27 protein-coding genes are annotated in these 24,656 nt (G+C 59.7%); 10 read left to right on the forward strand and 17 right to left on the reverse strand.

What is annotated here, in order from left to right:
- Nucleotides 1-63: 63 nt before the first annotated feature.
- Nucleotides 64-501, reverse strand: coding sequence for a DUF3995 domain-containing protein (locus ACYZUC_RS07365; protein WP_461994696.1), 438 nt, complete (start codon nt 499-501; stop codon nt 64-66).
- Between the two features lie 91 nt (nt 502-592).
- Between ACYZUC_RS07365 and ACYZUC_RS07370 the strand changes: the two genes are divergently transcribed.
- Together ACYZUC_RS07370 and ACYZUC_RS07375 are read left to right on the forward strand one after the other, a co-directional pair.
- Entirely contained in the window at nt 593-979 is a 387-nt protein-coding gene (locus tag ACYZUC_RS07370; protein WP_008029173.1) for a DUF2946 domain-containing protein, read from the forward strand.
- An 85-nt stretch (nt 980-1,064) separates the two neighbouring features.
- Nucleotides 1,065-3,197, forward strand: coding sequence for a TonB-dependent receptor (locus ACYZUC_RS07375; RefSeq protein WP_461994698.1), 2,133 nt, complete (start codon nt 1,065-1,067; stop codon nt 3,195-3,197).
- Between the two features lie 512 nt (nt 3,198-3,709).
- On the opposite strand, the gene ACYZUC_RS07380 is transcribed toward ACYZUC_RS07375, so the two are convergent.
- From ACYZUC_RS07380 to ACYZUC_RS07390, 3 genes are all read right to left on the reverse strand, one after another.
- Nucleotides 3,710-4,723 carry an ABC transporter substrate-binding protein gene (locus tag ACYZUC_RS07380; protein ID WP_461994700.1) on the reverse strand — a complete coding sequence of 338 codons (1,014 nt, stop codon included), beginning with the start codon at nt 4,721-4,723 and terminating at the stop codon, nt 3,710-3,712.
- A 116-nt stretch (nt 4,724-4,839) separates the two neighbouring features.
- A complete protein-coding gene (locus ACYZUC_RS07385; protein ID WP_461994702.1) occupies nt 4,840-5,043 on the reverse strand; it encodes a hypothetical protein in 204 nt (67 codons plus the stop codon).
- Nucleotides 5,043-5,513: a hypothetical protein gene (locus tag ACYZUC_RS07390; protein WP_008035847.1), complete on the reverse strand. Its 471-nt coding sequence runs from the start codon at nt 5,511-5,513 to the stop codon at nt 5,043-5,045. Before ACYZUC_RS07390 ends, ACYZUC_RS07385 begins: the two co-directional genes overlap by 1 nt.
- A 413-nt stretch (nt 5,514-5,926) precedes the next feature.
- Here ACYZUC_RS07390 and ACYZUC_RS07395 point away from each other — a divergent pair, with 413 nt between their 5' ends.
- The gene (locus tag ACYZUC_RS07395; protein ID WP_461994703.1) at nt 5,927-6,175 is read left to right on the forward strand and encodes a hypothetical protein; all 249 of its coding nucleotides are present in this window, start codon (nt 5,927-5,929) and stop codon (nt 6,173-6,175) included.
- Between the two features lie 158 nt (nt 6,176-6,333).
- Entirely contained in the window at nt 6,334-6,564 is a 231-nt protein-coding gene (locus tag ACYZUC_RS07400; protein WP_461996675.1) for a hypothetical protein, read from the forward strand.
- Nucleotides 6,565-6,741: 177 nt separating this feature from the next.
- On the opposite strand, the gene ACYZUC_RS07405 is transcribed toward ACYZUC_RS07400, so the two are convergent.
- Nucleotides 6,742-7,320: a hypothetical protein gene (locus ACYZUC_RS07405; RefSeq protein WP_461994705.1), complete on the reverse strand. Its 579-nt coding sequence runs from the start codon at nt 7,318-7,320 to the stop codon at nt 6,742-6,744.
- Entirely contained in the window at nt 7,313-7,945 is a 633-nt protein-coding gene (locus ACYZUC_RS07410) for a hypothetical protein (protein ID WP_461994707.1), read from the reverse strand. The genes ACYZUC_RS07405 and ACYZUC_RS07410 overlap by 8 nt, the downstream gene beginning before the upstream one ends.
- Nucleotides 7,946-8,286: 341 nt before the next feature.
- Between ACYZUC_RS07410 and ACYZUC_RS07415 the strand changes: the two genes are divergently transcribed.
- The gene (locus ACYZUC_RS07415; RefSeq protein ID WP_192417524.1) at nt 8,287-8,526 is read left to right on the forward strand and encodes a DUF2789 domain-containing protein; all 240 of its coding nucleotides are present in this window, start codon (nt 8,287-8,289) and stop codon (nt 8,524-8,526) included.
- On the opposite strand, the gene ACYZUC_RS07420 is transcribed toward ACYZUC_RS07415, so the two are convergent.
- The 3 genes from ACYZUC_RS07420 to ACYZUC_RS07430 all read right to left on the reverse strand — a co-directional run bounded on the left by ACYZUC_RS07420 (nt 8,527) and on the right by ACYZUC_RS07430 (nt 12,036).
- On the reverse strand, nt 8,527-8,730 hold the full coding sequence (locus ACYZUC_RS07420; protein ID WP_407015212.1) for a hypothetical protein: 204 nt from the start codon (nt 8,728-8,730) through the stop codon (nt 8,527-8,529).
- Between the two features lie 1,096 nt (nt 8,731-9,826).
- Complete coding sequence (locus tag ACYZUC_RS07425) at nt 9,827-11,431, reverse strand: methyl-accepting chemotaxis protein (RefSeq protein WP_461994709.1); 1,605 nt, start codon at nt 11,429-11,431, stop codon at nt 9,827-9,829.
- 200 nt (nt 11,432-11,631) lie between these two features.
- Nucleotides 11,632-12,036: a TraR/DksA family transcriptional regulator gene (locus tag ACYZUC_RS07430; protein ID WP_007907888.1), complete on the reverse strand. Its 405-nt coding sequence runs from the start codon at nt 12,034-12,036 to the stop codon at nt 11,632-11,634.
- A gap of 372 nt (nt 12,037-12,408) precedes the next feature.
- On the opposite strand from ACYZUC_RS07430, the gene ACYZUC_RS07435 reads away from it, so the two are divergent.
- Nucleotides 12,409-13,020, forward strand: a complete 612-nt coding sequence (locus ACYZUC_RS07435) for a glutathione S-transferase (RefSeq protein ID WP_461994711.1) — start codon at nt 12,409-12,411, stop codon at nt 13,018-13,020.
- 232 nt (nt 13,021-13,252) lie between these two features.
- On the opposite strand, the gene ACYZUC_RS07440 is transcribed toward ACYZUC_RS07435, so the two are convergent.
- Nucleotides 13,253-14,185: a hypothetical protein gene (locus ACYZUC_RS07440; RefSeq protein WP_461994713.1), complete on the reverse strand. Its 933-nt coding sequence runs from the start codon at nt 14,183-14,185 to the stop codon at nt 13,253-13,255.
- Between the two features lie 187 nt (nt 14,186-14,372).
- Complete coding sequence (locus tag ACYZUC_RS07445) at nt 14,373-14,681, reverse strand: YdcA family protein (RefSeq protein ID WP_461996676.1); 309 nt, start codon at nt 14,679-14,681, stop codon at nt 14,373-14,375.
- Nucleotides 14,682-14,855: 174 nt separating this feature from the next.
- Here ACYZUC_RS07445 and ACYZUC_RS07450 point away from each other — a divergent pair, with 174 nt between their 5' ends.
- Nucleotides 14,856-15,539: a response regulator transcription factor gene (locus ACYZUC_RS07450; RefSeq protein ID WP_008028105.1), complete on the forward strand. Its 684-nt coding sequence runs from the start codon at nt 14,856-14,858 to the stop codon at nt 15,537-15,539.
- Entirely contained in the window at nt 15,517-16,911 is a 1,395-nt protein-coding gene (locus ACYZUC_RS07455; RefSeq protein WP_461994715.1) for a sensor histidine kinase, read from the forward strand. Before ACYZUC_RS07450 ends, ACYZUC_RS07455 begins: the two co-directional genes overlap by 23 nt.
- Before the next feature lie 641 nt (nt 16,912-17,552).
- On the opposite strand, the gene ACYZUC_RS07460 is transcribed toward ACYZUC_RS07455, so the two are convergent.
- From ACYZUC_RS07460 to ACYZUC_RS07470, 3 genes are read right to left on the reverse strand one after another with little or no spacing between them, the layout of a single operon-like run.
- Nucleotides 17,553-17,963, reverse strand: coding sequence for an SRPBCC family protein (locus ACYZUC_RS07460; protein ID WP_008027266.1), 411 nt, complete (start codon nt 17,961-17,963; stop codon nt 17,553-17,555).
- Between the two features lie 27 nt (nt 17,964-17,990).
- Complete coding sequence (locus tag ACYZUC_RS07465) at nt 17,991-18,788, reverse strand: SDR family NAD(P)-dependent oxidoreductase (RefSeq protein ID WP_461994718.1); 798 nt, start codon at nt 18,786-18,788, stop codon at nt 17,991-17,993.
- 2 nt (nt 18,789-18,790) lie between these two features.
- On the reverse strand, nt 18,791-19,807 hold the full coding sequence (locus ACYZUC_RS07470; protein WP_461994719.1) for an aldo/keto reductase: 1,017 nt from the start codon (nt 19,805-19,807) through the stop codon (nt 18,791-18,793).
- 228 nt (nt 19,808-20,035) lie between these two features.
- Between ACYZUC_RS07470 and ACYZUC_RS07475 the strand changes: the two genes are divergently transcribed.
- The gene (locus ACYZUC_RS07475) at nt 20,036-20,923 is read left to right on the forward strand and encodes a LysR substrate-binding domain-containing protein (RefSeq protein WP_461994721.1); all 888 of its coding nucleotides are present in this window, start codon (nt 20,036-20,038) and stop codon (nt 20,921-20,923) included.
- A 288-nt stretch (nt 20,924-21,211) separates the two neighbouring features.
- Nucleotides 21,212-22,132, forward strand: a complete 921-nt coding sequence (locus tag ACYZUC_RS07480) for a LysR substrate-binding domain-containing protein (protein ID WP_461994722.1) — start codon at nt 21,212-21,214, stop codon at nt 22,130-22,132.
- Here the strand turns inward: ACYZUC_RS07480 and ACYZUC_RS07485 are convergent.
- The 3 genes from ACYZUC_RS07485 to ACYZUC_RS07495 form a co-directional block, all read right to left on the reverse strand.
- A complete protein-coding gene (locus ACYZUC_RS07485; RefSeq protein WP_461994724.1) occupies nt 22,053-22,646 on the reverse strand; it encodes a DinB family protein in 594 nt (197 codons plus the stop codon). The genes ACYZUC_RS07480 and ACYZUC_RS07485 overlap by 80 nt on opposite strands.
- A 71-nt stretch (nt 22,647-22,717) precedes the next feature.
- Complete coding sequence (locus ACYZUC_RS07490) at nt 22,718-23,827, reverse strand: NAD(P)/FAD-dependent oxidoreductase (RefSeq protein WP_461994726.1); 1,110 nt, start codon at nt 23,825-23,827, stop codon at nt 22,718-22,720.
- A gap of 24 nt (nt 23,828-23,851) precedes the next feature.
- Nucleotides 23,852-24,640 (reverse strand): SDR family oxidoreductase, encoded by a 789-nt coding sequence (locus tag ACYZUC_RS07495; protein ID WP_461994728.1) that lies wholly within the window; start codon nt 24,638-24,640, stop codon nt 23,852-23,854.
- Between the last annotated feature and the right edge of the window lie 16 nt (nt 24,641-24,656).

Raw genomic sequence — 24,656 nt, forward strand, 5'->3', positions numbered from 1 at the left:
GCAAGCCGGCTCCTACAAGGGGTTTGTGTTCACCTGTAGGAGCCGGCTTGCTGGCGATGCTTTTCAAATCCACGCAACGACCAACAACCCTGCCCCCAACACCACACACAACGGCGAATACACCCACGTATCCAGCCGGGCAAATTCCGATCCCTTGACCTGCTTGAAAAACCCCACCAGGTTCGAATCGCCAATCGCCCGGGCAAACATCAGCATCGCGATGGCGCTGATCACCCATTGCAGCGATTGATGGTTCACCGCCGGCACCCACCAGCCAACGCGCAAACACACCAGCGCTGCAATCAGCAGCAATCCGAAAGCCACCAATAACGTCAGCCACCTCGAAGGCTTGAATGCGGGTCGCGATTGCGCGCCGTCCTCCCCCGGCACTTGTGGCACCGCAGCCACGAAAGCCCACTGGCCACCCAGCGCCCAGTAGACATGTATCAGGCTGATCACCGCGAAGATCGTCACCAGCCATTGAGCCAACACAAACGTCATGTCGAGGATCCTTGATAGTGAATTAACAGAATCATCCTAGTCGGCATTTTTAGAAGTGCGCGGCTGATCAACGGTGGTAAAGTGCCACCCCATGAAACTCGCCCGGACCGATCGCTCACTCATTGCATGGATGCTTTATTGCTGCGTCCTGTTCAATGTGTTCGCCTGCAGCATCGGTCACGGGCAAATGGTCGGGGCGCAACTCAACGGCCTCGGTGGCCAGTTCTGTACGGTTGACCCGCGCACTCAGGCACCTGCGTCCTCAAACACGTCCGAAGAGCAACTGCCGACACTGTCGAAAGCCTTCGGCTGCCCGTTGTGCTCCACCGGCGGCATGGGCCCGGCGCTCAATTCCAGCCTGACCCTGGCGATCCTCCCGCAAACACACAGTCCACCCTTGGCGGTCGTCGCCAACGCTGACCTCCCTGCCCGCTTCACCTGGCCCTCGGCCAACCCCCGCGCCCCGCCGTTCGCCTGAATCCTTCGCCATTCAATCAGCTCACTTCGCCAACGCGAGGCGTTCGCCTGTGCGCTGTTTCCTAGCAAGCATTCAGGATTCATCGATGAAAACCATTCCTTTGCTGGCCAGCCTGTTCGGCTGCCTGTCCGTTAACGCCTGGGCACAATCCACAGTGGACCTCGCACCGATCACCATTGATGGCGAAGCCCCCGCCGAGCCGGGTCTGAGCCTGGACCAATCCAGCGGCATGGCCTCGCGCCTGGGGCTGAGCATGCGTGAAACTCCGGCGTCGGTGGCGATTGCCAACCGCAACGACATCGAACGCCACGGCGCGCAGAACTTCCAGGACGCCGCCAACACCTTGCCCGGCGTGAATACCAGTGCGCCGCCGGGTTTCGGCGGGTTCGTCTCCTACCGTGGTTTCACCAGCAGCCAGATCACCCAGATGTTCAATGGCGTCAACGTCTCCGGCGGCCTTGCCCGGCCCGTGGATGCGTGGATCTATGATCGGGTCGAACTGGTGGGCGGCCCGTCATCGCTGATCAATGGCGCCGGCTCCGTGGGCGGTTCGCTGAACTACGTAACCAAAATGGCGACGCGTGAAGAGCAAGCGGTCGAAGGCCGGGTCAGCTACGGTAGTTACGACACCAGCGAAACCGCTTTAGGCCTTAATCACGCGCTCAGTGAAGCCGGTGCGGACGTGCAGCATTACGCGCGGCTGGATGTCAGCCACAACACCGGCAATGGCTACATCGATCGCCAGGAACGCGATGCGTGGAGCGTGGCGTTTTCGCTGCTCAGTGACCTGACGCCCAACCTGTCCCACACCCTGGCCCTGGAATACCAGGATGAACACGAAGACAGTCCGTACTGGGGCACGCCAGTGCTGAATCCCAAGGCCGGTGAATTGAAGATCGACAAGCACAACCGCTTCAACAACTACAACGTCGAGGACGGCCGTTACGAGCAGCGCACGATCTGGGTACGCTCGATCATCGACTACCGGATCAACGACAGCACCACCCTGCGCAACACCCTTTATCACCTCGACAGTCAGCGTGATTACCGCAACCTGGAAACCTATCAGTACAGCGCCAACAACCGCGCGGTAAACCGCTCCACGGCGTACCAAGTGCGCCATCAGGGCGAGCAGAACGGCAACCAGTTCGAACTGCGTCACGACAACACGCTGTTTGGCCTGGACACCACCTGGTCCGGCGGTTTCGAGTACAAGGTCAACCAGACCACCAATTCGCCGCTGAACGTCAAAGGCGCGAGCACGGTCGACCCGAACAACTTTCAGCCGGGGCATTTCTACGACATCCCGGGCACCCGACCGGGGTTTGTCAGCGACAAGACCAACGAAGTCACCACCAAGGCGCTGTTCGCCGAGAACCGCCTGGCGCTGACCGATAAATTGTCGTTGCTGACCGGCCTGCGTTACGACGACATCGATCTGGACGTGACTAACCACCGAGTAGTGACTGCCAGCAATCCACGTCATCTCAAACGTAGCTGGGAACCCGTGACCGGTCGCGTCGGCCTGACCTACCAGTTCATCCCTGACGCCAACGTCTACGTGCAATACAGCACCGCCGCCGAACAACCCAACGGCACACAGGATTTTGATGTCTCGACCGGCAAACAATGGGAAGTCGGCAGCAAGTTCGACTACCTGGACGGTCGCGGTTCGGCGACGCTGGCGGCGTACACAATTGAGCGCAAAGACTTCGCGGTGACCGATCCGCAGGACCCGACGCTTAGCATTCCCGTGGGCCAGCAGACGTCCAAAGGCATCGAGCTGGCCAGTTCGCTGCGGATCACCGACAAGCTGTTGGCCGAAGGTAACTTTGCCTGGGTTGACGCTAAGTACGATGAGTTCACCGAGAAGAATGCAGCGGGTGTGGTGGTATCACGCAAGGGCAACACACCGACCAACGTGCCGGACCGGGTCGGCAATCTGTGGCTGACCTATGATTTTGCGCCGCAATGGCAAGGGGGCGTTGACGCACGGTACGTCGCCTCGGTGTTTGCCGACAGCGCCAACACGATGACCGTGCCGTCTTATACGCTTTACGGCACATTTCTCAGCTACAAGGTCGATCAACACACCACCGTCACTGGCCGGGTACGCAACCTGACCAACGAGGTGTATGCCGAGTTTGCGCACGTGTCGCCGGCGTATTACCTGGGTACACCGCGGACTTTCGAGCTGGCGGTGCAAACCCGGTTTTAGTGCTCGATCCACACTCCCTGTAGGAGCCGGCTTGCCGGCGATGAGGCCCGAGAGTTCTGCATCGATTTGGAGGCCGCCATCGCCAGCAAGCTGGCTCCTACAAGGGATCTTGTGGCAGGCCTGAATAAGATGAACAACACGACCCACTGTAGGAGCCGGCTTGCCGGCGATGAGGCCCGAGCGTTTTGCATCGAATTGGAGGCCGCCATCGCCAGCAAGCCGGCTCCTACAAGGGATCTTGTGGCAGGCCTGAATAATGTGAACAACACGTCCACTGTAGGAGCCGGCTTGCCGGCGATGAGGCCCGAGTGTTCTGCATCGAATTGGAGGCCGCCATCGCCAGCAAGCCGGCTCCTACAAGGGGTTTTGTTGCAGACCTGAATAAGGTGAACAACACGTCCACTGTAGGAGCCGGCTTGCCGGCGATGAGGACCGAGCGTTCTGCATCGAATTGGAGGTCGCCATCGCCAGCAAGCCGGCTCCTACAGTCCGGTGATATCAGCGGCACCTCATCATTTCAATTCGGCGGAGACTTTATCCGCCACATCCTTCGGCACCCACGCCTGCCATACATCCGGGTGCGCCTTCATGAACGCCTCCGCCGCTTGCCGTGGCGGAGTGTGTTTTTCGCTCATTTCAGCCAGCGCCTTGTTCAACGGGCCGATCGGGAAATCGACCTTGCTGAAGAATTCGGCAATCTGCGGATACTGTTTCTGGAACGGTGCGGACACGCCAATCGACAGCTTCGAGGGCAGTGAGCGCGTCGGTTTCGGATTGGGGTTGTCAGCGTCGGTCAGGGTTTTCCAGGCTTCGGCGTCGAACGGCGGTTCTTCCAGCTGAACCAGTTTGAAGCGCCCGAGCAAGGGTGTCGGCGACCAGTAATAGAACAGGACCGGCTTGCCACGACGGATCGACGAACTGATTTCCGCATCCAGCGCCGCCCCGGAGCCGCTGCGGAAATTCACATAGCTGTCGTTCAGACCATAGGCCGTGAGCTTCTGCTTGTTGACCACCTCCGAGGTCCAGCCGATCGGGCTGTTGAGGAAGCGCCCCTTGCCCGGGCTTTCCGGGTCACTGAACACGTCCTTGTATTTCGGCAGGTCACTGACACTGCGCAAGCCGGGGGCCAGCGGCTTGATGCCCTTGGCCGGATCGCCCTTGATCACGTATTCGGGCACCCACCAGCCCTCGGTGGCGCCCTTGACCGTATCGCCGAGGCTCGCGACTTTACCTTCGGCTTCAGCCTTGACCCAGACCGGGCTGCGACCAGCCCATTCTTCGCCAATGACCTGAATGTCATTGTTGGCCAGGGCGGTTTCCAGGGTGATGGTCGTTCCCGGCAAGGTATCGGTCTGCAGCCCGTAGCCCTTCTCGACAATGATCCGCAGGATATCGGTGATCAGACTGCCGCTTTCCCAGTTCAGGTCAGCAAAGTGGATCGGCGCCTGGGCGGCAAATACCGGAATGGGCGAAGCCAGACCGAAAGTGACCAGAACAGTGGCCAGCAACCGTCGAAATCCGTACATGCTTTTGCACCTCGTGCTGTTCACAGCAATAGCAGGATGGCCTGATAAAGACCGCAAGCCTCAAAATACTCAGTCAACTGACTGTAGTAGAGGTTCCTGCTTTCGAGGGGCGAGGATTATTTTTCGGAAATTTCCTGCAAGCGCGCCAGCTCTCTTCTGACCATGCTGGCGTATTCCGCCGGGCGCAAGGTGTAGATCTGCGACGCCACCCACCCCAGCCAGCCCCCCTGCAGGATGGCCTTCTGCTCGAACAGCCGCTGGGCCTCCACTTGAGCGCTGGCCTGGTTCTGTATGTGGAAATCGGCGCGGGTCAGGGGCATTACTCGCTGGCCTTGAAGGTCACCAGTTCACCCTTGCGCCACTTGGCGGCCTTGGCCGTCACGGCTTTCAGGGTTTTGGTCAGGCCTTCCTGCAATTGTTGGTGGGCGGCAAACACCATCACCACGCTGTGACCTTCCTTGAACACGATCCCGTGACCGTCGGCGGTGGTCACGAACGCGTAATCGCCCAGGCCATACACCGTCAGTTTGATTTCGCGGAACTTGATGTCCAGCTTGCCGCCTTCGCGACTGGGCAAAACCGAAGCGCTGAAATGATCGCCGACTTTAAGTTTCAGGCCTGGCTTGTCGTCCACCACCAGTGCTGATTCGGTGTCGATCTCGGCAATGTAAATGCCTTCGGCGTTCTGTTCGGTGATGTAAACAAAACGTGACTGGAACTGCTTGACCAGCTTTGCGCGCAAATCACCCAGCACGAACAAAGCATGCATATCGAGATTACTTACTGCCAAGGAAACATCCCCACATCTGAAAATGATGCTGCACGCCTGCAAACAGCGCACAGCAGAAAAAAGCGGCAATGCCGAAGGTGTCGCCAAATGACCCGAGTTGAAATCCTGAAACGAGCAGAGGGCTCATTCATCGCGAGGCGTAAGAAGACTAATGGAAAGTCACTCGCGTCGTCTTGCCTGGAGTTCGTCAGAGGTTGAAGGAAAAAGCCCTTCTGACTGCCAGAAAAAACGGATTACCAACCTTAGGGAAAAAACTCTTTAAAAAAAGCACTTTTCCGACATATCGCCGGCAAAAAATTGCTTTAGATAACCATCAATCGCCCACCAGTGACGGTGATTCTAGAGCAGCGATGCTCATCGAGACTACCCAAAACGACGTACACACGTCGGCAAAATAACGAAAAGGACTTCATATGTGCACCCTGACACACTTCGCCCGCCCCCTGGCGCCTTACTCAAGCAACCCGTCGGCGCTGTACGCGGCGCGGTTTCAAGACCCTGAACTTGCCCCTGAAACGCTTGCCACACCGCGTTTTCAGGTCGTTCTGGCCGGTAATGCGTTCTTCCACATCAAAGAAATTTCCACTGGCCATGTCAGAGGTTTCCGCAGCGACCACAACGAAGCATGTGCACTCGCCCGCAAGCTCGAATTACATCGCTAAACGCTACGCTCAGTCCCTTCTCATAGACGTTTCGTCATGCCGACGACTTAACTCAGCCGTCGGCAGGCAACTACTGCCATACTGCCGAACCAATGAAACCCGTTCCCAAGTCGGACGGCGTTCAACACAACAGGACATTTCCAGGGGAAGGCTGCTACGTGACGGAATTTGATATCGGTGAATTTTTTATCCGGGGCGAAGCCAGAGAAGTCGAAGGCGAATTCCAGGCGGTCATTGTCATGCGCGCCAAACCGCCGCTGACCACGGTGACGTATCACCAGGTCGAGAAAGATCGCTGGTTCAAAACCTCGGACGTCGCCGATATCGCCGCAAAGGAAGCCGCCAAGGCACTGAAGCTTGCGGTCGATGATGGGGCATTGAAAGCCTGAAGTGGGGGTAAGCAAGTCCGGGAGCCGGCGCTGGACAGCGAGATATTCATGACCGCCAGCGCACTTTATTAGGCCAGAGCGGGCCTCGCCGACAAGGTCGGCACCTCGGCCCGAGAGGTGTCAGCGGCGAGCCAACCTTGCACAGGTTGCACGCCGTCATATAGACAATCGATCAGATCAGATCAGCTTGCGCTTGACCGCTTCATCCAGCGTGCTTTGGGTCAAGTGCTTGAGCAACACGTCCCCTCGTTCATTGAACGGCACCCCGACAATCAGCAGAATCTGCAACCAGGTGCGGGTGCTCTCCTGTTTGACGATTTTACCCAGCACGTTGCCTTCCTGATCCTTGAACACCGTTTCCAGCGTGAAGGTATTACTGAACGTAGTCGGGATCACGAAAAACGTGAACCCCGTCAGCCAGGCACTGGCGATATTGCCTTGTTCGTTGTTGGTCAACGTACTCGTGACGTACAAGTTCGAGTCAACTTTGTCCGTGGTCACGCTTTTGAACTGTCCGGATTCCTTGAAGGTTTCCAGCATGTTCTTTTCTACCACCGCCGCATTGCCCCCGTCGCCCGACAGTTCGCCGTTGAACTTCTGCTGAGTGGTCACGTGCAGATAAGCACTGGGCTTGTCTTGCCTGGCCTGGGCCGGTGGCCATTGATCCACCGGTGGCAAGTTCTGCTGGGAGTAGGAAATGCAGCCCGTCAGGGCGCTGCTGGCCATCAACAGCAAAACCAAAAGGTACTTATTCATGTGCAGCCAATTCCTTTGACAGTGGACGCAGTTGAGGGGTGGCACCGGCCAGCAATTGAGCGATCAATTCGCGCAGCTGAGTACCGCCCAGGCGGGGATTGAGATAATCGGCATTCCACATGCCGACATTCTTGTCGAGTTTCACCTTCTCGACCGACCTGGCCAGTTGCTTGCCCTGGCGGTCTTCGATGATCAGTTCACCCGCGAGGTCGTATTTGTCGACGTAAATCGGACCGTCGACCCAGATCCAGAGGGTCAAGGTCAACAGCGCACCAGGAAGGTAAGCCGGGTGCATGGTGCGTTTGCCTGCCAGCGAGGTCAGGTTGAACTTGAGCACCACGTCGTCCTCACCGACCTTGGCCGGGAACGCCACGATTCGCTTGAAGTAATCGCTTTTGTCGACATAGACGCTGATCTGCTCGGTCAACTGCCGGCTGCCGGCGACACGCACCTTGTCGTCCAGATCGGGGGCGGAAATCACGACGTCGCTGATCTCGGCACTACGATCAAGGGTGGATGGCGCGGGGTTCAAGGGTTCGCCAATGGGGCCCAGCGGTGTGAACGACACACAACCAGTCAATGACAGGCCAAGCGCGATGGCCATCAGATAAACAAGACGCTTCACTGCTTACATCCTTTTCATGCGGGATCGGGGACGCGTCGACTCGAAAGAAAATCGCGCAAGGGATGGGCAATTCAGCACTGAAAGGCGGAAATCCTGGGGAGCGAGTGTCGCCTACATCCTTGTTCGAACTCTTTGAATGGCGGCTCAGTGACGCCAAAAACGCGACAGCATCGTAATCGTTGATGCCCTGACAGACAATAGCCCATTGCCATCATTGTAGCGATTCCGGAGAAAGCTGCTAAACCCCTATCGAACTCTTGGTGCGCGGCTCCCTCAGATGCAATGACACTGCACTGTGGGTTGCACACTCGATGCGACTGAATAACCTCAAGGAGATGCAGATGGATTCACCTACACACGACTTGAAAGGCTTGTTCGACCAACTCGGCCTGGACTCCAGCGAGAAGGCCATCGATGACTTCATCGCCAGTCATTCGCCTATGCCCGATGATAAAAAACTCATCGATGCCGAGTTCTGGACGCCGCAACAAGCTGGTTTTCTGAAAGAACAATTGCGTGAGGACGCTGATTGGTCACGGGTGGTTGATGACCTGAATCTGCGTATGCATCAGGTTCACTAGTCAATGCAGGCTGTCGGGGGCTTCGGCACTTAATTGGGCCAACCAGGCAGCCCTGCACTCCTCCGCTTCATCGCGACGGGAGAACGCCGTCCCCCGGCGTTCGCCGTTCAGCAGCACGACCCAGCAGACGCTTTGCCCCTGCGCTCGCAAACTGGCGGGCACACCGCTGCCGATCATGACGGCGACATCGACTTTGCTTTGCATGCTGACCTCTTTCACTTCATTAGCAACCTAACTATATGGGTATGGTAATGAGTTCATGTGTGAGGAAACAGCAACTGTGTTGCATTGATTAATTGCTGGAATCGCAACAATGTTGGGGTTGGGGTTGGGGTTGGGGTTGGGGTTGGGGTTGGGGTTGGGGTTGGGGTTGGGGTGCATATCCGTTTCTGCGGTAACGGCGGCTATTGGTTTCGCCCTTACGGCGAGTCACTTGGAAAAGCCCCAAGTAACCAAGGGCTCTTGCCCCTTTCGTTCGGTGGCTCGCTAATGCTCGCCATGCCCTCGCTCCGGTCCTGCTCCGTGGGCCCGCCGCCATCGGCCATCCATGGCCGGGGGCGGCTAACCCGGCATCCATGCCGGGTTGCCCACTGCGCAGAACCTGCGCTCGGCCTCTCGAGGGGGCGCTCAGATCAAAAGCGGAAGGCGAGCTAACGCTCGGCCTGATGAGTGGTGGAAATCAAAAGCAAACGCGATTCCCTGTAGGAGCGAGGCTTGCCCGCGAAAAACGACCGGACAACGCGTTCATTCAGACAGCCCGCGTTATCGTTGACGTCCATCGCCGGCAAGCCAGCTCCTACAATTTTGAATCGTGTGAACCCAATCCATTGTAGGAGCCGGCTTGCTGGCGATGGCGGTGGGTCAGTCGACGTTTGTATTGGCTGGACGGACGCTATCGCCAGCAAGCCGGCTCCTACAGGGGAATGTGCAAACATCCAAAATTAGTGGGGCCACCACAATGCGGGAGCACGCGCACGACTGAAGAGCCAGGCCGGCTTTCAGGCCGCCTCGGCGGCTGTGGCGGTGGTCGCCCCCTCGAGAGGCCGAGCGCAGGTTCTGCGTAGTGGGCAACCCGGCATGAATGCCGGGTTAGCCGCGCACGGCCAGGGATGGCCGATCGCGGCGGGCCCACGGAGCAGGACCGGAGCGAGGGCATGGCGAGCATTAGCGAGGCAGCGAACGAAAGGGGCAAGAGCCCTTGGTTACTTGGCGCTTTTCCAAGTGACCCGCTGTAAGAGCGGAACCAATAGAAGCCATTACCGCAGCAACGGATATACACACGCCGCTAAAACAATGCCTATCAACGAGCCCCCTGCGGCTTATACCCCAACCGCAAACCACCCCAATGCCGCCCCTTGAGCATGATCGGCACCGAAAGATCGTGCATCAACTCCCCCGTGTCCCGCGTATAGGTTTGCAACAGAACAGCCTGTTGATGACTGCCACAACGAATCCCGGTGCGGTCGGCAAATTTGCGTTTGGTGCGGTTTTGCAGCGTATCGACCTGCGCATCACCGGTCAGTGGCTGACTGAAAACCTTGTTATGGGTCGGCACATAACCTTGCTGCGTGCAGGCGATGGCAAACACCAGGCCTTCATGGCGCGGCAGCAACGGTTCCTGAATCGCTGGCAAGACCTGATCCGTGTAGCGGTCGAAACGGGTCTTGAATTTAGCCGGACTGGTGTCAGGAATGGCCTGATAACTGCGGTCGAACAAATCGTCGAGACTGACAAGACCCTGGTCGATATCCGCCTCAAAGCGGGCCGTAATCTGACGCGCGCCTTCACGGGCCAGGTCATAAATCCGCTGGTGATAGTCATCCAGTCCAACCTCGGCAAGACGCTCGCTGATGGTTTCGGCCTGACCTTCCATTTGCACCGCAGCTTGCGCCAGGCGCTGAGTCTGTTGATCGCTGATCGCCAGATCGCTGCGCATCTGCTCGATGGCGTGAAACAGGCTGTCGAGTTGTTCGCGGTTGGTGTCGGCGCCCTTGGCGATTTCGCCGACCTGACTTTCGACGCCAGCCGCCAGGCGGGCAATGTTTTCCAGGTGCTGGCCGGTGTGCTCGACCTGCTCGACACCGATGTCGAGGTCGCTGGACAGCTGTCGGATCTGCTCCACCACTTGCGCGGTGCGTTGCTGAATATCGGCAACCATCTCGCCGACTTCGCCGGTCGCCGTCGCTGTACGCGCGGCCAGACCGCGAACTTCGTCGGCGACCACTGCGAACCCGCGACCGTGCTCCCCGGCCCGTGCTGCTTCAATGGCCGCGTTCAATGCCAGCAGATTGGTCTGGCTGGCAATGGACTGGATCACCAGCGTGACCCGCTGGATATCGTCGCTGCGCAGGCTCAGGGCTTCGATCAGTTCACGGCTGTTGCTCGCGCGCTGACTGAGTTGATGCATGCGGGTGATGGATTCGACCAGCTCCGTGCGCCCTGCCGCGCTGCTCTGATGCGCTTCGCTGGCGGCACTGAGGGCCGTTCGACTGAGTGTCGAGGTGGCTTGTTCGGTGGCGATCATCACTTCGGCGTTGCTGACAATCTGTGCCGCGGCACCGAGTTGCGATTGCAGTTTGTCGGCCAGTTGCTTGACCGAAAAGGCCACGCCGGCGGCCGACAAGGCGTTATGACTGGTGGTGTAGGAAAGATCGCGAGTCAGCTCGGCGATGGTGCTGGAGTTGTCGGCAGATGGTTCTTCGGGAATGGCACGAGAACGTAGCCGGGGCAGCCAGACAATCAGGACGGCCAACGGCAAGCCAACGTAAAGCGGCCAGCCACCCAGCGTCATGCCGCACAGCAAGAGCATCAGGGCGATGCTTTGCAACGTCGGCGTCAGCCAGCGGGTCTTCGGTGCAAACACTGGTGCAGGCAATGCCCCAACCAGAGATCCGTCTCTCGTCATCTTCGTCACCCCATGCGTCTTCTAATTGTTGTGACTGCATTAAACGCCACTAGAGGGCCATTATCCATGGTCCATTAGTAGTGGTCGTTGCAGCAGATCAATAGAAGTGCGCGAGGTTTTTCGCAGACGAAAAAAAGCATCGCGGGCAAGCCTTGCTCCTTCAGGAGTGAGGCTTGCCCGCGATGCGGGGCGCTACGAAATCAGGCCTGACGCTGGTGCTTGTCGATCTGTTCGTGACGCTCTTGCGCTTCGATGCAGTACTTGGTGGTCGGACTGATCAGCAGACGCTTCAGGCCAATGGCCTCGCCGCTGTCGTCGCACCAGCCGAAGCTGTCTTCCTTGATGCGCTCCAGCGCCTGTTCCAACTGAGGCAGCATGCGCTGGTCGCGATCGATCGCGTTCACCAGCCAGGTGCGCTCTTCTTCGACAGAAGCTGCGTCAGCCGGATCGGCCGGGGTATCCAGGCTCTCGATGGCGATGCGGTTCTGTTCGATGCGCTCATGGGTTTCGACTTTCATGTTCTGCAACAGCTCAGAGAAAAAAGCATGTTGCTCGGCATTCATGTAGTCATCCGCCGGCATGGCCAGCAACTTGTCCTTTGTCATTGATATCTCTATAAAAAAACGTGCATTAAGGCGAATTAGGGAGCGTTCCGGCGGACCTGGTCTGGCCATCGGAAAGGCGCCGTTTATTCCAAGCGCCACCCGGCACTCAATTTACGAGGGGCGGCAGTCTAAGGCCGACTTGAGGCCTCAGCAACTGAAAAGACAGCGAATTTGTCCGACAAAGCCCCGAAAGTGCTCTATGTCAGCCTTTACGGTGGTTATCGGAGTGCGTTTATAGCAAGAAATTCAACCGAGCGGCTGTATATAGAAGACAAATGGCCTCAACGGTGGTGTTTACCGAGCACATTTGCAGGGCAATGAACCTCAGCTAAGGTTGTCCTCCCGAAATGGCAAATCTTGAGGAGAGGTTCAATGAAGCTGATCGGCATGCTGGATTCGCCCTACGTGCGACGCGTTGCCATTTCTGCCAAACGCCTGGGCATCGACCTCGATCATCAGTCGGTTTCGGTGTTTCGGCACTTCGAGCAGTTCCAACAGATCAACCCGGTGGTCAAGGCGCCGACGCTGGTGCTGGATGACGGCGAGGTGTTGATCGACTCGACGTTGATCATCGATTACCTGGAGGCACTGGCCGGACCCGGTAACAGCCTGATGCCTGAGGACCTGAACCAACGCCTGCGTTCGTTGCGCTTGATCGGCCTGGCGTTGGCAGCCTGCGAGAAGTCGGTGCAGCTTTATTACGAACGCAACCTGCGGCCCGCGGAAATTCAATTCGAGCCGTGGGTGGAACGGGTCGAGGGGCAATTGGCGGCCGCGTATTCGGCACTGGAGCGGGAGCTGGAACTGCAACCGTTGAAGACTGACGGTTCGATTGATCAGGACGGGATTACATTGGCGGTGGCCTGGAGCTTTACCCGTCTGGTGGTGCCGGATCAGGTAGATGCGTGGCAATTTCCGCGGATCAGTGCGTTTACCGATTATGCCGAGGGGCTTGAGGTGTTTGTGAGTACACCGATTGAATAGATAGTTGTGTTGCGCCTGACTTGCCGTCTTCGCGAGCAGGCTCGGTCCTACAGGAGAACGCGGTCAACTTGCTCGCGATGGCCTTCGCAAAAACGCCGCTTCTACCCAAGGCAGAAGCGGCAGAGGCATCAGCCTCGGAAAATCAATGCATGAACAGAGCGATCAGGATAATGATCGGGATCGGTACACCGAGAAAGAACAGCAGTAATGAGCGCATGATAATTCTCCAGGGTTAGCGAACAGGTACGGTGGTCACATAGGCGTCGGATTCCAGATACACCACCGCATCCCGACGACGGCCGCCGTAAGTAGCGGCGAGGCTGGCGAAAAACGCACCGATCAGCAGTGCGATAAACATCCACATCGAAGTCCACGCAGCGACTTTGGCGGCCGTGTCTGCCGCTTGTTGGGCAGCCTGTTTGGTGTCGGCGACGGCTTTTTGCGCGCGGGCATAGACTTCGTCGACACGACGCTCTGCGTCCGCTTGCGTCAGGTTGGTCCGTTGAGCCACCAGTTGCGCCAGATACGTGCGGTCTTCGGCCGCCAGTTGACCGTCGTTGCTCAGTGAGCGAACGAAGATGCGGGTCACGGTGCCACGCGCAGCGTCATCGCTGATGGCTGCGGGACGATCATCGCGGAACAGGCTGTCGACGAAATAGCCGTATTGATCGCTGTCGACATTTCCGGCGGCAGTGCCCGCCGCTTGCGTGGCCACACTTGCGGCACCACCGACCACGCTCGCCCCGGCCTGCACACCACCGCTGACAATGCTGCTGACCGAGCCGACGACCAGCGTCGCGGTCACCAGCGTCGCCACGCACCAAGCCAAAAAGCCATGAGCCGTGTCGCGAAAGTAGACTTCATCGCCATGCATGTTCGCCCATTTCACCCGCAGGCGACCGGCGATGTAACCACCGAGCCCGGAAGCGACGATTTGGGTGACGGCCAGCCAGACGATCGTTGAAATGCCCAGGCCCTTGGCGCTGACGCCTTCATGGGCCCAAGGGGAAACCGCCGAGAAGCCCAGCCCGAAACCGAGCAACACCAGGATCAGCGACAACGCCGCCGCAGCAGCGGCCCCGGCGAAAATCGCCCCCCAGGAAACACCCGACAGCGTGCTTGACTCTTCTGCGGCAGGATAGAAACCATCGGAGGATCTATTCATTGTTATGTCGCTCCAGGCAGGAAAGATGTTGTTACAACTCGTCTTGAGAGGAATTGCAGTCAACGTGCCAGTCGCCTGATTTCAATAAATAGATATATTTCAGCGGCTTATAAAGTTTGAACTTCTCCTGCCCATGCAATTTGCAAGGAACGGACCGATGCAACGGGTTTTATGCATTGCAGATGAGCTACTTGCGTTTGTAGCTCTTGTTGCCGCTGGGTGTCAGGCAATACACCCCGCCTCGTGGGCCGGTGCAAAACGAACCTGAGCCGCAAGTACAGCCATCGGAGCTCTGCATTAAGGTTTGTGGGCGAGCCTGGCTTGAACCGCCATAGAGTGCCGAACAACTTTTCTTCGAGGCGCTGATAGAGCCGTCATTACACAGGAACAGGTCGCCATCACAGCGATCGATACCGCCCTTCTTCCCCGAACACGGAGTGTTTCCCGCCAAGGCACTGCCGCAGATGACACACAGCAACAACACAACAATCGACATCCCGCCACGGCGAATCAAAGTGCGCACAGTCGAACTCCCTCTCAAAGTATGGCCAGATGATATCAATGTTCCGGGCCGTCCCATGAGCCACATGAAAGTTAATTTAAAAAGTCGCCGGCATTTCTTGGCAGAATGCCCACACACTTGCCTTGAACTGACTATCAGGTCCGCCCTATGACCCGCATCTTGACCATCGAAGACGACGCCGTGACCGCCCGGGAGATCGTCGCCGAACTGAGCAGCCACGGGCTCGACGTGGATTGGGTCGACAATGGCCGTGAAGGTCTGGAGCGCGCGGTCAATGGCAACTATGACTTGATCACCCTCGACCGCATGTTGCCCGAGCTCGATGGCCTGGCGATCGTCACGACGCTGCGGACCATGGGCGTGGCGACGCCGATCCTGATGATCAGCGCCCTCTCCGATGTCGATGAACGCGTGCGCGGTTTGCGTGCCGGCGGTGACGATTACCTGACCAAACCGTTTGCCACCGATGAAATGGCCGCCCGCGTCGAAGTGCTGCTGCGCCGGCAAAACACCGTGACCGCCCAGGCCACCACGCTGCGGGTGGCAGATCTTGAGTTGAACCTGATCAGCCACGAAGCCAGCCGCGACGGCCAGTTGCTGACGCTGTTGCCCACCGAGTACAAGTTGCTGGAATTCCTGATGCGCAACACCGGGCAGATTCTGTCGCGGATGATGATTTTCGAAGAGGTCTGGGGTTATCACTTCGACCCCGGCACCAACCTGATCGACGTGCACATCGGCCGCCTGCGCAAGAAGATCGACCCGCCCGGCAATGTCCCACTGATTCGGACCGTGCGAGGCTCGGGTTATGTCATTGCCGAACCCCTCTAAAGGCTGGCGCTCTTCCAGCAGCCGGTTGCTGGCGCTCTACAGTTCGCTGTTCGTGCTCTGGAGCGGGATTCTCATGGGGGTCATGTATTACGAGGTGTCCGCCTACCTGGACAACCTGGCCAAGCACTCGCTGATGCAACGTCAGCATTTGTTTTCACGCTTTTCCGGCGAACAACTGGTGGACGCCCTCGCCGTCAGCATGACTTTCGATATTCGCGGCATCGACGCCTACGGTCTGTTCGATGCCGAGCATCGCTACCTCAACGGTGCCCTGCGCCACATTCCTAAAGGTTTGCCGCTGGACGGCAAGATTCACATGCTCAGCGACTGCGCCGACTCCGATGACCCGACGCTGCCCGCCGACAGCTGCGACGCCGTGGCGACCCAGACACGGGACGGTGGCTGGCTGATTCTGGTGCGTGACAACGGTTCGCTGTTCGCCGTGACCCGCATCATTCTGCACGCGCTGTTCTGGGGGGTGACCCTGACTATTTTGCCGGGCATCGTCGGATGGCACCTGTTGCGCCGTCGACCGTTGCGACGCATTCGCGGGATTCAGGCCAGCGCCGAGGCCATCGTCGCCGGTGACCTGACCCGACGCTTGCCGCTGTCCAATCGCCGCGACGAACTGGACATGCTCGCCGCCATCGTCAACGCCATGCTCGAACGCATCGAGCGCTTGATGAACGAGGTCAAGGGCGTGTGCGACAACATTGCCCACGACTTGCGCACGCCGCTGACCCGCTTGCGGGCGCAGTTGTACCGCATGCAGCAACAGGCCGGCGAAGGGTCGGCAGAAGCGACGCAACTCGATTCGGTGCTTGCCGAAGCGGATACGCTGATGGCGCGTTTTCGTGGGTTGCTGCGGATCTCCGAGCTGGAGGATCGTCAACGGCGTTCCGGTTTTGTGCAGCTGGATCCGGTGCCCTTGTTGCAGGAGCTGCACGACTTTTATCTGCCGTTGGCGGAAGAAGGCGAGCTGACGTTCAAGCTGCAATTGCCTGGCACCCTGCCGCCGCTGAACGGCGACCGGGCGTTGTTGTTCGAGGCGGTGGCCAACCTGTTGAGTAACTCGATCAAATTCACGCCGCCGGGGGGCGAGGTGATTTTGCGCGGGATCAACGAAGGTGGGCATACGCGGATCGAAGTGCTCGACTCCGGCCCCGGCATTGCGCTGGCCGAGCGCGAGGCAGTGTTTCAGCGTTTCTATCGCGCTGAGGGCGGCAATCAGCAAAGCGGCTTCGGGCTGGGCTTGTCGATCGTCGCGGCGATTGTCAGCCTGCATGGGTTTACGCTTGAAGTGGGTGACAGCGAATCGGGCGGCGCACGGTTGGTGCTCGATTGCCGGCAGAGCCTGATTGCCCAGAGCTGACACGATTTCCCTGAACAGACACCGCCTCCCTGTAGGAGCCGGCTTGCTGGCGATGGCGATCTCACGGACGCCATCGCCGGCAAGCCTGGCTCCTACAGGATTGGGGGATGTTCGAGATGTTGGGATTAACGCGAAACCTGTAGGAGCCGGCTTGCCAGCGATGGCGATCTTGCGGACGCCTTCGCCGGCAAGCCTGGCTCCTACAGGATCGGGGGATGTTCAAGATTTTGGATTAACGCGAAACCTGTAGGAGCTGGCTTGCCGGCGATGGCGATCTTGCGGACGCCATCGCCAGCAAGCCGGCTCCTACAGGATCGGGGGATGTTCGAGAGTTGGGATTGACGCGAAACCTGTAGGAGCTGGCTTGCCAGCGATGGCGATTTTGAGGGCGCCATCGCCAGCAGGCTGGCTCCTACAGGATTTGGGGATGTTCGAGAGTTGGGATTAACACAAAACCTGTAGGAGCCGGCTTGCTGGCGATGGCGATTTCGCGGACGCCTTCGCCGGCAAGCCTGGCTCCTACAGGATTGGGGGATGTTCGAGAGTTAGGATTGACGCGAAACCTGTAGGAGCCGGCTTGCTGGCGATGGCGATTTCACAGACGCCTTCGCCGGCAAGCCTGGCTCCTACAGAGGATCGGTTTACACGGGGTAGTTGGCCCGCAGGGCTTCGAGGCCACCCTGGTAAATCCCGGCAAACAGCGCCGCCACTTCTTCCTCGGTCACACCGACCGGTGCAAACCGCCCCGACCAGGTCACCCGAGCGCCCTCGCCCTGCGCTTCAACGCGGATCGTCGCCAGGTAATCAGTCGCCGGAAACGGTGCCTGCAAAATCGAGTAGCTATACGTCTTCCCGGCGTTATCAAACGACTCAAGCCGTTCCACCACTACCGCGCCATCGGCGGTTTGCAGACTGCGCACGCGCCCGCCTTCGCTCAGTTCGCTTTTGGGAATGAACGGCAGCCAGTCCGGCAGCGAGTTGAAACCGCCGATCAATTGCCAAACCTTGTCGGCCGAAGCCGGGATGTCGATAAACGCTGATGCAGTTGCCATGTAGTCCTCTCTCCTCAATCAAAAATTTCAGATCGCCAGGCTGTCGACGACGCCGCCGTCGACTCGAAGGGCGGCGCCAGTCGTGGCCGATGACAGCGGCGAAGCGATGTAAGCCACCAGGTTGGCGACTTCCTCGACGTCCGCCACGCGCTGGATGATCGACGTCGGCCGGGCCTTGCGCACGAACGCATCGGCTTCTTCGCGCACACTGCGCCCCGATTCGGCCGTGGCGTCCTTGAGCATCTGCTCCAGACCGTCGGTCAACGTCGGGCCTGGCAGGATCGCATTCACCGTCACGCCCGTGCCCGCCAGCCGTTTGGCCAGGCCATGAGACACCGCGAGGTTGGCGCTTTTGGTCACGCCGTAGTTGAGCATGTCTGCCGGGATCGCGATCCCGGATTCCGAGGACAGGAAAATCACCCGGCCCCAACCCTGCTTGACCATGTCCGGCACGTAATGCCGCGACAGGCGCACACCGGAAATCACGTTGACCTCATAGAACCGCGTCCACTCGCTGTCCGGCGTGTCGAAGAAATCCACCTCGTTAAAGATCCCGAGGTTGTTCACCAGAATGTCCGCTCGCGGCTCGGCGGCGAACAATTGCTCGGCGCCTTCGGCGGTGCCGAGGTCCGCGGTCAGGCCACGCAGTTGCGCGCCCGGCACGCTCTGGCGGATGCTCGCCAGCGCCTGCTCGACCTTGGACGTCTCGCGGCCGATCACCACCACCGTCGCACCGGACTCGGCCAGTGCCTTGCTGATGCCCAGGCCAATGCCGGCGGTGCTTCCGCTGACAATGGCGAGTTTTCCAGTCAGATCGATCTTCATGCTCAAACTCCTGCGAGGGGTAATGGAGCGCGTTCGGACACCAGTTTCGCGTCGCGCATGGCTTGCCAGAACGCAGCGGGAATGACGGCTGACAACGCAGCCACATCTTCAGCAATCCGGTCCGGACGGCTGGAACCTGGAATCACGGCGGCAACGGCCGGGTTAGCGAGGGAGAACTGCAATGCAGCGGCCTTGATGTCGACGCCGTAAGCCGCCGCGATACGTTTGATCTGCTCGACTTTATGGATGATCGCCGGGCTGGCTTTCTGGTATTCGAAATGCGCGCCGCCGGCCAGAATCCCCGAGCTGTAGGGTCCACCGACCACGATCTCGACGTTCTGCGCCAGCGCGGCGTCCATCAGGCGTTGCAAGGCACGGTCATGGTCAAGCAGCGTGTAGCGCCCCGCCAGCAGAAAGCCGTCCGGCTGGGCTTCGGTCAGATCAAGGGTCAATTCGCACGGCTCGACCTTGTTCACGCCCAGCCCCCAACCCTTGATCACGCCTTCTTCGCGCAAACGGGTCAGCACTTTGAACGCGCCAGTGCGGGCCTGATTGAAGTATTCCAGCCACTGATCGCCGTAGAAGTCCTGCGCGATGTCGTGCACCCAAACGATGTCCAGGCGATCGGTTTGCAGACGCTTGAGGCTGTCTTCGATGGAACGCATCGTCGCGTCGGCGCTGTAGTCGTTGACTATCTTGTTCGGGCGGCCGTGTTCGAACACGCCGCTCTTCTCACCCAGATCACGGGCCGCCGCGTCTTCGACTTCATCCAGAATCACCCGCCCGACCTTGCTGCTCAGCACATAATCGTCGCGGTTGTACTGGGACAACGCGGCGCCCAGACGAATTTCCGACAGGCCCGAACCGTAAAACGGTGCGGTGTCGAAGTAACGCACGCCGGCATCCCAAGCCGCGTGCACGGTGGCCAGCGCTTCTTCTTCAGGGATGGCGCGGAACATGTTGCCCAAGGGGGCGGTACCGAAACCCAGCGCGCCGGGCAGTTTGTCTTTCAAGCTCATGAAAAAATCCTCTCGAATGTCTCGTAAACCTGTAGGAGCCGGCTTGCTGGCGATGGACGTCAACGATAACGCGGGCTGTCTGAATGAACGCGTCGCCTAGACGCTTTTCGCCGGCAAGCCGGCTCCTACAAAGAGCGGTGTTTGCTTTACCGTTGAGCCAATCCTAGATTGCGAGGATCGGACCGTCCAAGACATAATGCGCAGCACTTGAGTCCCTATAGGTCTGACATGATCGACATCCGCCAATTGCGCTACTTCGTCGCCGTCGCCGAAGAAGAACACGTCGGTCGCGCCGCCGAACGCCTGCACATTTCCCAATCGCCACTTAGCCGACAGATCGCCCAGCTTGAGGAACGCCTGGGCCTGACCCTGTTCGAGCGCAGCCAGCAACGCATCCGCCTGACCCGCGACGGCCAGACGTTTCTCGCTGAAACCCGCGCCCTGCTGACCCACGCCAATCGCCTGGAATCCCTCGGCAAACGCCTGGGTCGCGGTGAAGAAGGCGGCCTGTGCATCGGCTACATCGAAAACGCCATGCACGCTGGCGTCCTGCCCAATGCCCTGCGCGTGCTGCGGGTCGACCGGCCGAACGTGCACGTCGCGCTGTACAACCTCAGCTCCACCGAACAACTCGAAGGCCTGCGTCAGCGTAGTCTCGATATCGCACTGGTCAGCGAACCGCCCGTCGCCGACGATCCAGACCTGCTGGGTTTTCAAGTGCTGGACGACCCGATGCTGCTGGCCTTGCCCGAGCATCATCCACTGGCACTGCAAGCGGAACTGACCCCGACAGACCTGGCCGATCAGGAATGGATCGGCGTGCAACACCGCCAGAACTGCGCGAGCCGCGACGACTTCATCAGCGCCTGCATCCGCGCCGGTTTCACCCCGGACATCCGCATGGAGGCGACTGAGCCCTTCACTGCGCTGGGGCTGGTGGCGTCGGGGCTGGGGATCGCGATGATTCAGAAAGGTTTGAGCCGCAATGCACCGCCGGGCGTGGTGCTGCGGGAGGTGCCGTGGATTTCATTTACCACGCCGCTTTGGGCGGCGTGGCATCGGGTGAATTTGCGGCCGTTGGTGGAGACGTTCAGGAAGGTGCTGACTGAGCCATAAGCAAAGGGGGGGATGATCAGAATACCCGTCCGCCAAACGCGACCCATGTAGGTGCCAGGCTTGCCGGCGAAGGCAATCTCACAGACGCCTTCGCCGGCAAGCCTGGCTCCTACAGAATCGCGGGGGTGTTCGAGATTGGGAGGCACGCCAAACCTGTAGGAGCCGGCGTTCCGGCGATAGCGATTTCACGGACGCCATCGCTGGCAAGCCAGCTCCTACAGGGATCATCGCAGGGCCAAGGTTTGGTGCTTTACTGGAAAGACCCCGCCCTCTGCGAGTAGCCCCGCCATGAACCGCAACGACCTGCGCCGCGTGGACATGAATCTGCTGGTGATTTTCGAAACCCTGATGTTCGAAAAGAACCTGACCCGGGCCGGGGAAAAGCTGTTCCTCGGCCAGCCTGCCGTCAGCGCTTCACTGGCCAAGTTGCGTGATCTGTTCGATGACCCGCTGCTGGTGCGCAACGGTCGTGCGCTGGAGCCGACCCAGCGCGCGCTGCAGATTCTGAAAGAGTTGCAGCCAGCCATGGACACCATTTCCGGCGCAGTCAGCCGGGCCAAGGATTTCGACCCGGCCACCAGCCGCGACGTGTTCCGCATCGGCCTGTCCGACGACGCCGAGTTCGGCCTGTTTCCACCACTGCTCAAGCAGATTCGCGAAGAGGCGCAGAACGTCGTGGTGGTGGTGCGGCGGGTGAATTTCCTGCTGATGTCGTCGATGCTCGCCAGCGGTGAGATTTCCGTCGGGATCAGCTACACCACCGAATTGCCGGCCAACGCCAAGCGCAAAAAACTGCGCGACCTGAGCGTGAAGATCTTGCGCGGCGACAGTCGGCCCGGTGTCCTGACGCTGGATGATTACTGCGAGCGACCGCACGCGCTGGTGTCGTTTTCCGGGGACCTGACCGGGGCCATCGACAATGACCTGGCGCGCATCGGCCGTTCACGCCGCGTGGTGTTGGCGGTGCCGCAGTTTGCCGGGCTGCGCGCCTTGCTGGCCGGCACCGACATGCTCGCCACGGTGCCGGATTACGCCGCGTGTGCGCTGATCGAAGGCAGCAGCCAGTTACGCGCCGATGACCCACCGTTTGACATCAACCTGTCCGAACTGTCGATGGTCTGGAACGGGGTCAACGATAACGATCCGGCAGAACGTTGGTTGCGCGCGCGAATTGCCCAACACATGTCCGCTCCACTGCCGGGGTGTTGAACGAATTGAAATCCGGATCGGTTTCGCGCAGGAAGATCGGCAGGTCCGTCATCGGCGGCATGGCCGGAATGTCGAAGTACATCTGAATCACCCAGCCACGGTGATAACTGGCGTGGTTGACCACGTGCAGCAGCATCGCGCCGGCGCTCATGGTCCCGCTTTCGCCCGAGACGAATGTGAACTCCAGGGGTTTATCCAGCGAGGCATCGGTCTGGCGTTCGCTCCAGTCGCAGTACCAGTGATCGACGTCTTTTTGTGCCATGCGCAGATCGGCGAGGTCGGGATGCAGCAGATCGTGCGAAGTCTTGAAGCCGTGCCCCCGGCCTTCGAGGTGGGCCTGCCAGATGCAGTCCACTACATAGATGTGGTTCAGCGTGCCAATCATGTTCTTGAACACCGAGACCCGTTCTTTGTTGACCTCGCCTGGCGGTAAATCGGCCAGGCTGTCAAAGAGACGCTGATCGGCCCAGCGTTTGTAATCGGCCAGCATGCGGGCTGTGCGTACGTTAATCATCAGAGGTCTCCCATTGTGATGGGCGCACTGCAAAGCATAGTCCTCGTGGGGCGTGGCAGCTCAAACGCTGATCATCGGTCGCCCAGAGCCTGCGTTACCCGCTCGGCCAGCGCCAGGCAACTGGTCAGCCCCGGCGATTCGATACCGAACAGATTGACCAGTCCGGGCACGCCATGCGTGGCGGGGCTGCTGATGATGAAGTCGGCGGCGGGTTCTGTCGGGCCGGTGATTTTCGGGCGGATGCCGCTGTAGGCCGGTTGCAGACTGTCATCGGGCAAGGCGGGCCAGTAACGCCGGATGGCCTCGTAGAAACCATCGGCACGGCGCGGATCGACGCGGTAATCGACGTGATCAACCCACTCCACATCTGGTCCGAAACGCGCCTGACCACCCAGATCGAGGGTCATGTGCACCCCCAGCCCGGCACTCTCCGGTGCCGGATAAACCAGATGCCGGAACGGCGCGCGGCCGCTGAAACTGAAATAGCTGCCCTTGCACAAACGAGCCGTTGGCACGTGCCGCGCCGACAGCCCCTCAATGCGGCTCGCCACCTCAGGGGCGGACAACCCGGCGCAATTGATCAACTCGCGGCAGCTCAGGGTCATCGGCTGGACGCCGCCCATCTGCAATTCGAAACCGTGTTCGCTGCATCGGGCCGATATCAGTGGCGTATGAAACGCCATCGACGCTCCGGCGGCCTCGGCGTCCGCCTGAAGCGCCAGCATCAGGGCATGGGAATCTATAATCCCGGTGGAAGGCGACCAGAGCGCGGCAACGCAGGACAGCGCCGGTTCAAGGTCACGGGCCTGGTTGGCGTCCAGCCATTGCAAGTCATCGACACCGTTGCGGGCGCCCTGTTCCAACAACTTCTGCAACGCCCCGCGCTGGTCATCATCAGTGGCGACGATGAGCTTGCCCAGTCGCTGATAACCGACGCCACGCTCATCACAAAAGGCGTAAAGGCGCTGTTTGCCCTCCACACATAATTGCGCCTTGAGGCTACCGCTCGGGTAATAGATGCCGGCGTGGATCACTTCCGAGTTGCGTGAGCTGATGCCCACGCCAATGCCCTCGCCGGCTTCGACCAGAATCACTTCTCGCCCGCTGCGGGCCAACGCTCTGGCCACCGCCAGCCCGACCACGCCGGCCCCGACCACCACGCATTCGATATCGACGCTCACCTGCCCTGCGCTCCTTTTAAACGATCAAAACGTGCCGGGATAACTGCCGCCGTCCAGCAACAGATTTTGCCCTGTCAGGAAACCAGCGTGGGCGCTGCAGATAAAGGCGCAATAAGCGCCGAACTCATCGGGCTGGCCAAAGCGCTGGGCCGGCACGTTTTTGCGCCGCTGTGCGCTGATGCTCTCGACGCTGGAGCCATTGGCCTCGGCGGCAGCGCTCAGGGTTTTGTGCAGACGCTCGGTCTCGAACGGGCCGGGCAACAGATTGTTGATCGTGACGTTGTGCCCGGCCAGCCGCGACTGCCGCGCGAGCCCGGCGATAAAACCGGTCAGGCCGCTGCGGGCGCCATTGGACAGGCCCAGCACATCGATCGGCGCCTTCACCGCGCCGGAGGTGATGTTGACGACGCGTCCGAAACCGCGCTCGGCCATGCCATCGACACAAGCCTTGATCAGCTCGATGGGTGTGAGCATGTTGGCATCCAGCGCCTTCAACCAGTCTTCGCGCTGCCAGTCGCGAAAGTCACCCGGCGGCGGGCCACCGGCGTTATTGATCAGGATGTCCACCTGCGGGCAGGCCGCCAATACTTGTTCGCGCACCACCGGTTCGCTGATGTCGCCGGCCACAGTACGCACTTCGATGCTCGGTGCCAGGCCACGCAATTCTGCGGCGGCGGCTTGCAACGTTTCGTCGCCACGGGCGTTGATCACCAGGTTCACGCCCTCCTTCGCCAAGGCTCGCGCACAGGCCAGCCCCAAGCCCTTGCTGGCGGCGCAGACAATCGCCCAGCGACCCGATATGCCCAATTCCATGACGATGCTCCCGACG

The sequence above is a fragment of the Pseudomonas sp. GT1P32 genome (assembly GCF_054897805.1).